The organism is Pseudomonas monteilii NBRC 103158 = DSM 14164, from assembly GCF_000730605.1.
Lineage (GTDB): Bacteria > Pseudomonadota > Gammaproteobacteria > Pseudomonadales > Pseudomonadaceae > Aquipseudomonas > Aquipseudomonas monteilii.
In genome coordinates, this window is the sequence record NZ_BBIS01000049.1 from 68,359 (window position 1) to 81,224 (window position 12,866).

Genomic DNA, 12,866 nt, shown 5'->3' on the forward strand with positions numbered 1-12,866 from the left:
GGCTCCCGGTGACTGAATATAGGCACCGGATCATCAGCTCACCGTCATCACCTTGGAGCAGGGACGCAGCTCCCCTGGAGCCATCACTGCGCGAGGAACGCCACCACCTGCTCGGCATCGAACGGCCAGTGCAACTCGCCGCCGTTGTCGCAGCGTCGCAGTACCGGAATGATCAGGCCATAACGCTCGAACAGGGCCTCGTTCTCGGCGATGTCGACCAGCTCAACCAACAGACCACGATCGACGAAGGGCATCAGCACGGCCTCGGCCACTTCGCACAGGTGGCAGCCGAGGGTGCCGAACAGTTGGCATTCAGGCAGCATGGGGTACATTCCGGTATGGCTGGGAAAAACCTATTCTAGGTCCGTCCCGCCATCCGTGCACCTGACCTGGCTCAATCCTGGCTGGTGGCGCCAATGCGGTGCAGTGACAGGTCCGCGCCCTGGAACTCCTGCTCATGGCTCAAGCGTAGGCCATGCAACGCGCGGATTGCCCCGTACACGGCAAAGCCACCGGCCAAGGCCACAACCACACCCATCAGGCTGCCCAACAACTGGCTGGCCAGGCTGACACCGCCCATCCCACCCAGGGCTGTCTGACCGAATACGCCGCAAGCGATTCCCCCCCAGACGCCGCACAGCCCGTGCAACGGCCACACACCCAGCACGTCGTCGATCTTCCAGCGGTTTTGCGCTGCGGTGAAGGTCCAGACGAACAGAGCGCCCGCCACCAGGCCTGTGGCCAGCGCACCGATCGGGTGCATCAGGTCGGAGCCGGCGCAGATTGCCACCAGGCCGGCCAACGGCCCGTTGTGCAGGAAGCCCGGGTCGTTGCGCCCGGCCAGCAGGGCCGACAGGGTGCCGCCGACCATGGCCATCAATGAATTGATCGCCACCAGGCCGCTGACGCCCTGCAACGTCTGGGCGCTCATGACATTGAAGCCGAACCAGCCGATGATCAGGATCCACGAACCCAGCGCCAGGAAGGGAATGCTCGACGGCGCAAACGCCACCAGCCGGCCATCGCGGTAGCGCCCGCGGCGCGCGCCCAGCAACAGCACCGCCGCCAGCGCCAGCCAACCGCCCATGGCATGCACCACAACGGACCCCGCAAAGTCATGGAACGGCGCGCCGAAGCGTGCCTGCAGCCAAGCCTGCACGCCAAGGTTACCGTTCCACACCACACCTTCGAAAAAAGGGTAGATGAACGCCACGATCAACGCCGTGGCGCACAGCTGCGGCACAAAGCGCGCCCGCTCGGCAATGCCGCCGGAGATGATCGCCGGTATCGCCGCCGCGAACGTCAGCAGGAAGAAGCACTTGACCAGCGCATAGCCATGATCGGCAGCCAGCGTCGCCGCTGGCTGGAAGAAGTTGACGCCATAGGCGATCCAGTAGCCTATAAAGAAGTACACCAGCGCCGAGATGGCAAAATCGCTGAGGATCTTCGACAAGGCGTTGACCTGGTTCTTGTGGCGTACAGTGCCCACTTCGAGGAACGCGAAGCCGGCATGCATGGCCAGCACCAGAATGGCGCCCATCAGAATGAACAGGGTATTGGAACCGTGGACAAGGGAGTCCATCGCGCTGTGCATGTTTTCCATGAAATAGGCAGACCTGCTGAAAAAGGCACCAGGACAGTTCAAGAACCTGCATCCCTGCACCGATTCGGTGCCAGCCCCCTGCCCTGTTTTGGCGAACCGGGCGGAGCCTGCGTGGTTTTTTCTTGGGTTTGTCGTGGATTGGGTTAAGGTTTATCGGTATTCGCTGCATGCGCGCCCTGAATCGGCGCAAGCCGTGACGGCGGCGCCCCGCAACGTGGCAAACACTTAGCAAGGCCCATACCAGCACTGGCACTTGAACCTTCCACGCGTGCTATTACTCGAATTACCAACACTCAATCGACAGGGAGACACCCATGGCCAGCAAATCGCCAAAGACTGCACAAGAGATATTGATGGCTGACTTCCAGGCCTTGGTGCGTGACACCGAGAAACTACTGGCCGACACCGCCAACCTGGCCGGCGACCAGGCCGACGAATTGCGTGAACAGATTCACGACCGCCTGGCCCAGGCCCGCGAAACCCTGCAACTGACCCAGGACTCGGTGCGTGAACGCGGCCAGGCCGCGCTGGGCAGCGCCGAGCAGTATGTGCAGGAAAACCCGTGGCAGGCGATCGGCATCGCCGCCGGCGTCGGCCTGTTGATCGGCCTGCTGGCCAACCGGCGCTAAGGGGTTCCCATGGAGAATGACGCCAACGGCGCCAGCGCCTCGGGCAGGCGCCTGGGCGCCGCCGCGCTGGGCCTGCTGCACAGCCACATCGAACTGTTCGGCATCGAATTGCAGGAGCAAAAGGGACGCACCTTGAGCCTGCTGCTGTTCGCCGGCCTGGCGCTGGTATTTGCGCTGCTGCTGCTGACGGCGCTGTCTGGGCTTTTGCTGGTGCTGCTGTGGGACAGCTATCGCCTGGCCGGTATCATCGGCCTGTGCGTGTTCTATGGCATGGCCGCGCTGTACTGCGGGCTACGCCTGAAGGCGGCGGTGTTTGACGAGTCATCGCCGTTCGGCGCCACCCTCGAAGAACTTGCCAAGGACCGGGAGCGCCTGTTGCCATGAGCCTGCCAGAACTGCCAAACACGCGTAACCCGCGCGAACTGCGCAAGGCACTGCTGCGCCTGCGCATGGAAATGCACCGCCAGGAAATCCGTCACGAGTCGGGGCAACTGATGGAACCGCTGCGCCGTGTGCGCGGCATGGGCAGCTCGCTGCACGATGGCCTGGGGATCAAACATGCGCCCTTGTGGGGGATTGGTGCCGTGGTGGCGCTGGGCTTCCTCACCGGCAAAGGCGTGCGCAGCGGCAACCTGGCGCGCCTGGTGCGCCTGGGGACCAGCCTGTTGCCACTGGTGCGCCTGTACCTGCAAGGCAACCGCCGCCCCTGAGCCTTGAATGACCCGCCCCATCCAGGGGCGGTTCCACCCTGCCCCTTGCGCAGATGAACACGACACGGGAAGCTAAAGCCTTCGATCCACAGGAGACCGCGCCTTGGACTGGCACACCCTGCTCACCCGCGAACGCCTGGGCAAAGCCCTCTATAGCGCCGATGAACTCGGGCGCAGCCCCTTCCACAAAGACCACGACCGCATCATCTTCTCCGGCGCTTTCCGTCGCCTTGGGCGCAAGACCCAGGTACACCCGGTTTCCAGCAACGACCATATCCACACGCGCCTGACCCATTCGTTGGAAGTCAGCTGTGTCGGTCGCTCGCTGGGCATGCGCGTCGGCGAAACCCTGCGCGACAGCCTGCCGGACTGGTGCGCCCCCAGTGACCTGGGAATGATCGTACAGTCGGCCTGCCTGGCCCACGACATAGGCAACCCGCCATTCGGCCACTCCGGCGAAGACGCCATTCGCCACTGGTTCCAGCAAGCCGCCGGGCGTGGCTGGCTGGACGACATGAACGACGACGAGCGGGCCGACTTTCTCAACTTCGAAGGCAATGCACAGGGCTTTCGTGTGCTTACCCAACTGGAGTACCACCAGTTCGACGGCGGCACCCGGCTGACGTATGCCACCCTCGGCACCTACCTCAAGTACCCTTGGAGCGCGCGCCACGCCGACGCCATGGGTTACAAGAAGCACAAGTTCGGCAGCTACCAGAGCGAACTGTGGCTATAGTAAACAGCCAAAAATGACATTTTTTGAAAATCAACAGCCAAAAAGTTATAAGTGCAACTATTTTGGCATGAAAACTAAACTTGATAATCAAAAAAAGAATAAGGAGGGCTTTGCTGAACTTGAGCATACCACCATTGGCGAGAGCCAATCCACCTAAATTCGCTCACCGCCCATACCACTAAACTGTCGAGCCAAATGCATGGCGTAGTTATCAGTCATGCCACTCACGTAGTCCAGAACCTGCATAATCGCGGAGTAGTCCTTTGAAACATTTTCGCAGGCGTTTATAGCAACCAAGTCAAGCCCCATTAAATCGACTACCCGCTTGGTCTTTGAATCAGCGACTCCGCCATTCCTAGCAAAACTCAGAGCAGCCGAACAGCTAACTTGCAACAACGTTGATATCGTGCTGTACGCACCTATTTCAAGTTCAACTTTACGCGGATGTTGGAAAATTTCCTCGCGTGCAAGAATTTTGGCAGCATTTACGCAATCACGCACATTACTGCTACACAGTTCAAATATACCAAGAGCCTTCCCAGCCATAATTTCATCATAATTGCCCATAAAAGCAGCCACCCCTGCATCTACGAATGCAGAGATAACCTTACCGCGAGCCATCGATAACCTACGCCCAACTTTCATTCCCTGCGTTTCTTTGGCCAATTGGTCCCGTTGCTTCTCATCCAGAACAAGGCACAAAATATCAAAAACCTTATCCCATTCGAGGATACCCATCTCCACACCATCCTCCAGATCAAGGATGGCGTAGCAAAAGTCATCTGAAATCTCCATCAAGTTAGCTAATGGATGGCGGCAACGCCAGCCATCACCAAGCTTTAACAACCCCGTCGCATCCGCCACCTCATCGAAAAAACCAAGTTCCGAGCAGTAAACACCATATTTATTTTTAATAGGTCGCAACTGATTAACTGCATCACGTGCCATCCATGGATACTTTATAAAAGCACCCAAAGATGCATAAGTTAGACGCATCCCCCCATCATACGGATGATACTCTGAGGTTGTTAACACCCGGAACCCTTGGGCGTTCCCTTCAAATCTACGGAAGTCAGTAGCTTCATTGAAAGGCAAGTGCTCAATCATCTTCGCACCTACATCATTAGTGAACCAATGACGTATGGCCTCTTCACCTGTGTGTCCAAACGGCGGGTTGCCAATATCGTGAGCAAGACATGCAGTCTGTACGATATCGCCAATGTCCGAAGCTGAATAGAAATCAGAAATTAGTTTTTCCTTCAAAAGCTCCTGCCCAACTCGGACCCCGAGCGTCCTACCTACGCAAGCCACCTCTAAACTATGGGTAAGGCGATTATGTACATGGTCATTGGTCGCCAGAGGATGTACCTGAGTTTTTCTTGCAAGGCGTCTGAACGCACCGGAGAAAATGACTTTATCATGGTCTGAGTGGAAGGGTGAACGACCAAGTTCCGACTTCGGGGGGCGTCCACCTAATCGACTAGTATTCAACAACTTATCCCAACTCATTCTGTCCATAGCACCTCCGGGCGAAGGAACAACACACAAAAAAATCATTAGCCATTGATATCAGCAAAACACAAACTCACAAGACCAATCAGTTACCCAACCTATTAGCAAAACGTCCTACCGCCTCAACCACTTTTTGAGCCCCCTCCTGAATTTCACATATAACATTTCCTGCCTCAGCGGAAAGCTCAAGACCTTGCACTGCATGCATTTTACCCTGCTCTATGATTCGAAGAGCCTCCTCCGCCATTTTTTGGTTTTTAGAAACCACTTCGACAACTTCCTTCGTCGCCTTCGTAGTTCTGGATGCAAGCTGTCTTACCTCATCAGCAACTACAGCAAACCCCCGCCCTTGTTCACCAGCCCTTGCCGCTTCAATCGCCGCATTGAGTGCAAGCAAATTAGTCTGATCAGCAATTCCCCCAATACTTTTTACAATCCCACCAACCAGTTGGGACTGCTGATCCAGTGCACGAATACCCTCTACAGCCGCTTCCATTTGAGCAGCCAGCTCCTGCATTACCCTCACTGTATCCTGAACCACTCCACTACCACGCCGTGCACTTTCATCAGTATTCCTCGAAGTACCATAAGCTATATCGGCCGCCTCAGACACTGCCTGCTCGCGGTTAACTTGCTCAGTAATGACAGTTGCAAACTTAACCACTTTATACAATCTTTTATAAGAGTCCGAAACTGGATTATACGAGGCCTCCAGCCACACAACCCGACCATAACTATCTATACGTTTTAAGCGATCCGCCACAAACTCCCCCCTTCGAAGTCTCTCCCAAAAATCCTCATACCCTTGAGAGGAAGACTCTGCAGACTCACAGAAAATCCTGTGGTGCTTTCCTTTTATTTGCTCCAAGCTGTAACCCATTGCACTTAAAAATCTATCATTTGCAGTTAAAACTATCCCATCAAGATCAAATTCAATAACTGCAGTTGAACGCTGCAAAGCCCCAATCAAATTCTCATGTTCACAGGACTCTGCAATAGTTCGAGTAAGGTCAGTGGCATACACTGAGAGATGAGAAAGCACCCCCATTGAACTTCTAATTGGCTGAATAATCACACGCAACCATGCCTCCTCCCCATTCCCCCTACAAGCTTGAAGAGCACCAACCCAATGACTCCCAGACTGAACCGCATTCTTCATACGATTAAAATGATCTGTACTCCGAGCAAAAGCTGGAACCAAGTCAAAAATTGGCCTCCCAACCAATTTTTCAACCGAATAAATCATTTCACGTAAAAAATTATCATTACCCTCCATAATAACACCTTGAGAATCTAATCGAAGCACTAACATCTCATCGTCAAGACTTTTCCTAACCTGCTCCAACGAAAAAAGCTTCTCACTAACTTCCGCAAGCTTTTCTTTTAAATCCCTAACCTTGAAAAACATACCATCACCCACTCGAAAAATTAAATTATTTATAGAGATTGGAAACCCACTCTTCTAATTCTCTAGGAGCAAGCGGCTTTGAAAGAAAGTAACCTTGAGCAACATGATAACCCTGCTCCTTGAGAACCTTATATTGCCCCGCCTCTTCAACGCCTTCAGCGACGACCTTTAAATGTAAACTATCACCTATCCTAAGCACAGCCTCACTAAGTGCCCTACTTATCTCATCTTTCTCCAAATCAAGAACAAAGCTCTTATCTAGCTTTAGCTCTTGAATCGGAAGCTTCCTAAGATAGCTTAAACTAGAGTAGCCCGTACCAAAATCATCCATCGCCAACTTAATCCCTTTTGAGTTGACATCACCCAACACCTTCATAGTATTAGGATTTGTATCAAGCAAAACACTCTCCGTAAGCTCCAATGTCAAATCGCCGACCTTTAAATCATGCTGCCCTAGAGTCCTCAATATCATCCCACCAAGATCTAAGTTATGAAAATTACTTGGCGACAAATTCACAGAAACGGCAGGTATTTTCAGCCCTTTCCGCCTCCAACTTGCAAGCTGACGACAGGCCTCCCTTACAGCCCAAGCACCTAAATCCCCTATCAGCCCACACTCTTCAGCAAGAGGAATAAATCTCGAAGGAGAAACTTCTCCAAACTTTGAGTGCCGCCACCTAGCCAAAGCTTCAACACCATAGAGCGTCCCATCATCTACATTAACTTGCGGCTGATAGTGCAACCTAAGCTCGCCACCATCTATTGCCAAACGCAATGCACTTTCCAACTCCTGCCTTTCTAGAGCCAATTGATTCAGCTCAGGACTAAAGAAACTAAACCTGCCTCTCCCACTTCCTTTCGCTTGGTACATAGCCATATCAGCACGATGTATCAAAGTACCCATATCATGACCATCTTGAGGATACACACTAACCCCTATACTGGCGGATGGAGACAAAATAACCCCACCAATATTAATCGGCCTTGATATAGACTTTCTTATTTCCTCAACAATCTCAGTGACATGTTCACTACCACAGTTTGGTAGAGCCACAACGAATTCATCTCCAGACAGCCGCCCTACAATATCAGACGCCCGGCGATTAAATAGTAATCTTTCAGCAACGGCCCTAAGCAACTCATCACCAGCCGGATGCCCAAGTGAATCATTAACTTGCTTAAATCGATCCAAATCAATAAACAAGACCGACATTGAGCTTTTTGATCTCCTCGCATCAACCAAAGCATGGTCGGCTTTAGCATGCAATAGACTGCGATTGGGAAGCTCGGTAAGGCTATCATAAAACGCTAACTGCCGTATGTTCTCTCTATCTTCTTCACGCTCTATCGCAAGAGCACAAAGCGGCGAAGCAACCTCCATCATCATTTCATGAAGGCTTGAAGGAACCCTACGCACCGAGTAATAAAAAACAAGTACACCGACAACACTTCCCTTTGTATTCTTGATAGGCGTAGACCAATAACTTTTAATTCCAAACCTCAAAAACTCTTCTGACAGGCCCTCCCATACTGGATCTTGCTCAATATCCTCCGCAACAACAGGCTCACCATAGTAAGCAGCCTTGCTTGAAGAGCCGACACAATGTTTCACTTGCATCCCTTCTAATAGCCTTGCATACTCAACCGGAAGACTGGGGGCCGCCAGCGGATGCATGACCCCATCTTCATCAATCTGTATAACAGCTATCTTTATATCAGGCTCAACAAATTCAATTTCCCTACATACCAGATCCATTACCTCCTCTAGAGGATTCTCCCGCACCATGGCATCCAATATAGTACTTTGAATAACCTCATGTATCTTTGAGCCTGTCACATCAGCAAGCACAGTAACAGTATTAACAAGATCGCCACTCGCACTCAAAATTGGACTAATAGCAATATTTGACCATATACGCTCGCCATCTTTAAGCCGCGTTAACTCTTCAACCTTAAAAGACAAACCAGCCTTTAATCTAGAGTGGACCGCCTGAATTCTTTCATCACTCAAATGCGGCACTATTAGAGCAGCAGGCCTTAACCCTTCAACCTCTTCAGAAGAATAGCCAAAAATACGCTCAAAACCCTTATTTACAAAGACAATTTTCCACTCATGGTCGGTAATAACAATTGCATTATCTGTCTCATTCGCAACCAGTGATAAAAGCTTGGTACGCTGACGCTCTTTACGCCTATCAGTAATATCCTTCACAAATGCAGTATAAACAACCATCCCTTCACTCTCGACACGAGAGATCGACATAGCTCCCCACCGCTGAGAGCTATCCTTTCTATGAATCGGGACCTCTCGCGTAGTACCTACAATTTTATTGATACCCGTCCGGCGATTTTCATTTATATAGTCATCGTGCTTAGACTGCATTCCTAAAGGAACGAGCATCTTAACATTACGACCTAGCACTTCATCTCTGCTATAGCCCCACAGAGCTTCCGCCGCACGATTAAAAAGAACAACATTATTCTCAGCATCAATAACAACAACACCATCTACAGCTTGCTCAAGTGTCTGAGTGAATATTTTTGAAAGATTATGTGTAATAGGCATTTAGATACTACCGACGAGCTACTCAAAAGGCATCTTACCAACGGAGTTCTAGCAGGCTTAGCCCGCATCACCCGCCCCACGAAACACCAATAGCTTAAGGCCATCAATATCAAAAGTCATCAGGTGCTCTCGAACATCTAATCCCGGCCATAAAATCCTGACCATATGAACAGAAAAATACACTTAGCAGCACTTTATCCACTTAAGCATCGAACCCTAAAATACTGAATCTAAAGAACAATTTTTCCGAAAAACACCTATTTGAAGGTACTCCGCCATCAATATAAGAAATGGTTGTTCAATTACCAAAAGCGGGCTGCACCTGCTCGAACAGATCGCCCGCAAACTGGGGTTGCCACAACTGGAAGACCAACGTTGGGCACGCCACCCGCTGGTGTACCTGATGGAGGCTGCCGACGACATCTGCTATGCACTGATCGACCTCGAAGACGGCCTGGAAATGGAGCTGCTGCAATACGCCGAAGTCGAAGCGTTGCTGCTCGACCTGGTCGGTGATGACCTGCCGGAAACCTACCGCCAGCTAGGCCCACGCGACTCGCGCCGGCGTAAGCTGGCCATTCTGCGTGGCAAGGCCATCGAGCACCTGACCAACGCTGCCGCCCACGCCTTCGTCGAGCAGCAGCACACCTTGCTGGCCGGGCAACTGGCGGGCGACCTGGTCGAACACATGCATGGCCCGGCCAAGCGCTGCGTGCTGCACGCCAAGGACATGGCGCGCAACAAGATTTTCCAGGACAAGCGCAAGACCCTGCACGAAATCGGTGCGTACACCACCCTGGAGATTCTGCTGAACACCTTCTGCGGTGCAGCCCTTGAACAGCATGGTGGGCGCACGCCATCGTTCAAAAGCCGCCGGGTGCTGGACCTGATCGGCAACAATGCCCCAGACCCGCATGCCTCGTTGCACAGTGCCTTCCTGCGCATGATCGACTTCATCGCTGGCATGACCGACAGCTACGCCAGCGAAATGGCCAGCGAAATGACCGGGCGCTCCAGCCCTACGTGAGTTGTGCTTTCGGTGCAGCCTACCTCGGCTGCACCGATCATTGTAGGAAACTTCCTACATATACTGACGACAAATTAAACAACACGGATAAAAATCAATGAAAAGTTACCAAATGCGCTTTGACATCGAGTTAAACATGCCCATTTCGTAGCCAGTTTTGTTTTATCTTGTAAGCCATTTCCCATATAAGGCTAACAGCCCATCCTCGCATGCCCGGCGACTTCCAACTGCGATAAGGTGCCACCTGTCACCCTAAACGACCGCAGGGAAGTTGAACATGCACTCCATATTTATTGTTGACGACCATCCGGTCATTCGCCTGGCCGTCCGTATGCTGCTGGAAAACCAGAACTACAAGATTGCCGGCGAGTCGGACAACGGCGTGGATGCCATGCAGATGATCCGGGAGAGCAACCCCGACCTGGTCATCCTCGACATCAGCATCCCCAAGCTAGACGGCCTGGAGGTCCTTTCCCGCTTTCAGTCGATGGCCCTGCCCTTGAAGGTTCTGGTATTGACTGCACAGTCCCCGGCATTGTTTGCCGTGCGCTGCATGCACTCAGGTGCTGCGGGTTACGTGTGCAAGCAAGAAGACCTGAGTGAACTGCTCAGTGCGATCAAGGCGGTCCTGGCTGGATATAACTACTTCCCCAGCCAAGCAATCAATAACAACCCGACTACCGGCACCGACTTGCAACTTTTCCGCCAGGTGAATGACCGCGAGCTGATGGTACTGCAACTCTTCGCCCAAGGCCGCAGCAACAAGGAAATTGCCAAAGGCATGTTCCTCAGCAGCAAAACCGTCAGCACCTACAAAAAGCGCCTCATGCACAAGCTTCAGGTCAACACGCTGGTGGATCTGATCGAGATGGCCAAGCGCAACGCGCTTGTCTGAAGGTAGCCATGGCCCGCACTATCGCCCGCCTGCTGCTCGCCCTGCTGCTATCAAGCGGCGCGACACAGGCTACCACTCGCGAAGCGTCGTCCTACACGTTGCTGGCACGGTCATCGGCCGGTCCGGCCCAGCTCCTGTTCACGCCCGAACAACGGTTATGGCTCGAAGGCCGTCAGGAACTGGTACTGGGAACATCGGCGCCCGACTACCCACCGTTCGACATCACCAGTGGCGGCCGCGCCTACCAAGGCCTGACCGCCGAGTATGCAAGCCTGATCGGCAAGGCCCTGCAGTTACCCGTGCGGGTGCTACGCTTTCCCAGCCGGCAAGCGGCGGTGGAGGCGCTCAGGCAGGGTGATATCGATTTACTCGGCAGCGCCAATGGCTACGAAGCGGCCAACGACGGTCTGGTGTTGTCACAGCCCTATGCCATCGACCAACCGGTACTGGTAACGCGCGAAGATGAAAACCGGGCGATGGACACGGACCTGACCAGCATGCGCCTGGGCATGCTCTACCACTACCTGCCCGAACAGGAAGTACACAGCGCCTACCCCAAGGCCGAGCTGCTGGCCTTCGGCTCTTCCAGCCAGGCACTGAATGCCGTGGCATTCGGCCAGGCCGACGTGTTCATCGGCGACACCATCTCCACGCACTACCAGCTCAATCGCGGCCACCTGCCACGCCTGCGCATGGCCAACTTCGGCCAGCACAAGGCCATCGGCTTCGGTTTTGCCTTACGCCAGCAAGACACACTGCTGCTGGAGCTCGTGAACATTGTCCTCGACAGCCAGACGCCGGCCATGCGCACCAGCATCTTCAAGCGCTGGAGCGCTGGCAGCGACCAACTGCTGAGCGACCGCCAACTGCAATTGAGCGAGGCCGAGCAACAGTGGCTGCAGCAGCATCCGGTGATGCGCGTAGCGATTGATGACACGGCTGCCCCCCTCTCCTATTTCGATGATTCGGGGCATTTTCGCGGCATCACTGCCGACCTGCTGGAGCTCATCCGCCTGCGCACAGGCTTACGCTTCGAAGTACAACGTGCCAGTGGCATTGCCGACATGATTGCCCGCCTCAAGGATGGCCGGGCCGATGTCATCGCCGCATTGGCCAGCGCCAGGGCGGCGGGGGACGACCTGCTAATCAGCCGCCCCTACCTGGAAAGCGCCTACGTACTGGTCAGCCACAAGGACAACAAGGCGCTGGGCTCGCTGGAACAACTGAAAGGGCATCGCATCGCCATTACCCGCTACAGCGCCATGGATGCCATGCTGAATCGCCCCTGGTTTCGTAGACACCTCCAAGCCTCATAATGAGGCCCAAATAGGAGGTGCCATGAGTCGTCAGCGTTACCCCGAAGAATTCAAGATCGAAGCGGTCAAGCAAGTGACCGAGAAAGGCAAACCTGTCGCCGATGTCGCCCAGCGCCTGGGCATGTCCGTGCACAGTCTTTACGCCTGGATCAAGGTCTACAGCAAGCCCCAAGAGCAGCGTCAGCAAGACGACGATCAGCAGGCCGAACTGCGCAAGCTACGCGCTGAACTCAAGCGCGTGACGGAAGAGCGAGACATCTTAAAAAAGGCCGCCGCGTACTTTGCCAAGGAGTGCGGCTGAAGTACGCCTTCATCAAGAAGCACTCGACTGATTACCCGGTGCGGCGCCTTTGCCAAACCCTCAAGGTGCACCCCAGCGGCTATTACGCCTGGCTGGCCGAGCCTCAATCTGCCCGAGCAAAAGAAGATCAACGTCTGCTTGGCTTGATCAAACACGCTTGGCT

The 12,866-nt window shown here is 53.7% G+C and carries 9 protein-coding genes and 5 pseudogenes; 8 read left to right on the forward strand and 6 right to left on the reverse strand.

The features are described 5' to 3' along the window. Positions 1 to 83 precede the first annotated feature (83 nt). Both PM2_RS23425 and PM2_RS23430 read right to left on the reverse strand, forming a co-directional pair. Entirely contained in the window at positions 84 to 323 is a 240-nt protein-coding gene (locus tag PM2_RS23425) for a glutaredoxin family protein (RefSeq protein WP_016714871.1), read from the reverse strand. Positions 324 to 394: 71 nt separating this feature from the next. Then, on the reverse strand, positions 395 to 1,603 hold the full coding sequence (locus tag PM2_RS23430) for an ammonium transporter (protein WP_016714870.1): 1,209 nt from the start codon (positions 1,601 to 1,603) through the stop codon (positions 395 to 397). A gap of 314 nt (positions 1,604 to 1,917) precedes the next feature. On the opposite strand from PM2_RS23430, the gene PM2_RS23435 reads away from it, so the two are divergent. From PM2_RS23435 to dgt, 4 genes and pseudogenes are all read left to right on the forward strand, one after another. Then, positions 1,918 to 2,232 carry an ElaB/YgaM/YqjD family protein gene (locus tag PM2_RS23435; RefSeq protein ID WP_016714869.1) on the forward strand — a complete coding sequence of 105 codons (315 nt, stop codon included), beginning with the start codon at positions 1,918 to 1,920 and terminating at the stop codon, positions 2,230 to 2,232. 9 nt (positions 2,233 to 2,241) lie between these two features. Next, complete coding sequence (locus PM2_RS23440) at positions 2,242 to 2,616, forward strand: phage holin family protein (protein WP_016714868.1); 375 nt, start codon at positions 2,242 to 2,244, stop codon at positions 2,614 to 2,616. Continuing rightward, positions 2,613 to 2,942, forward strand: a complete 330-nt coding sequence (locus PM2_RS23445) for a hypothetical protein (protein WP_016714867.1) — start codon at positions 2,613 to 2,615, stop codon at positions 2,940 to 2,942. Before PM2_RS23440 ends, PM2_RS23445 begins: the two co-directional genes overlap by 4 nt. Positions 2,943 to 3,045: 103 nt before the next feature. Then, positions 3,046 to 3,669, forward strand: a pseudogene (dgt, locus tag PM2_RS23450) (dGTP triphosphohydrolase); the annotation flags it as partial. Positions 3,670 to 3,831: 162 nt separating this feature from the next. Here the strand turns inward: dgt and PM2_RS23455 are convergent. From PM2_RS23455 to PM2_RS23465, 4 genes and pseudogenes are all read right to left on the reverse strand, one after another. Further along, positions 3,832 to 5,196, reverse strand: a complete 1,365-nt coding sequence (locus tag PM2_RS23455) for a deoxyguanosinetriphosphate triphosphohydrolase (RefSeq protein WP_028699746.1) — start codon at positions 5,194 to 5,196, stop codon at positions 3,832 to 3,834. A gap of 79 nt (positions 5,197 to 5,275) precedes the next feature. Beyond that, entirely contained in the window at positions 5,276 to 5,803 is a 528-nt protein-coding gene (locus tag PM2_RS32150; protein ID WP_370738927.1) for a methyl-accepting chemotaxis protein, read from the reverse strand. A gap of 12 nt (positions 5,804 to 5,815) precedes the next feature. Continuing rightward, a pseudogene (locus tag PM2_RS32155) lies at positions 5,816 to 6,598 on the reverse strand (PAS domain-containing protein); the annotation flags it as partial. Between the two features lie 25 nt (positions 6,599 to 6,623). Further along, the gene (locus tag PM2_RS23465; RefSeq protein WP_042132490.1) at positions 6,624 to 9,164 is read right to left on the reverse strand and encodes an EAL domain-containing protein; all 2,541 of its coding nucleotides are present in this window, start codon (positions 9,162 to 9,164) and stop codon (positions 6,624 to 6,626) included. A 307-nt stretch (positions 9,165 to 9,471) separates the two neighbouring features. On the opposite strand from PM2_RS23465, the pseudogene PM2_RS23470 reads away from it, so the two are divergent. The 4 genes and pseudogenes from PM2_RS23470 to PM2_RS30285 form a co-directional block, all read left to right on the forward strand. Further along, positions 9,472 to 10,191 (forward strand): annotated as a pseudogene (locus PM2_RS23470) (deoxyguanosinetriphosphate triphosphohydrolase family protein); the annotation flags it as partial. Between the two features lie 277 nt (positions 10,192 to 10,468). Continuing rightward, a complete protein-coding gene (locus PM2_RS23475; protein WP_016714861.1) occupies positions 10,469 to 11,086 on the forward strand; it encodes a response regulator transcription factor in 618 nt (205 codons plus the stop codon). Positions 11,087 to 11,094: 8 nt separating this feature from the next. Next, positions 11,095 to 12,375 (forward strand): annotated as a pseudogene (locus PM2_RS23480) (transporter substrate-binding domain-containing protein); the annotation flags it as partial. 49 nt (positions 12,376 to 12,424) lie between these two features. After that, positions 12,425 to 12,866: pseudogene (locus PM2_RS30285) on the forward strand (transposase); the annotation flags it as partial.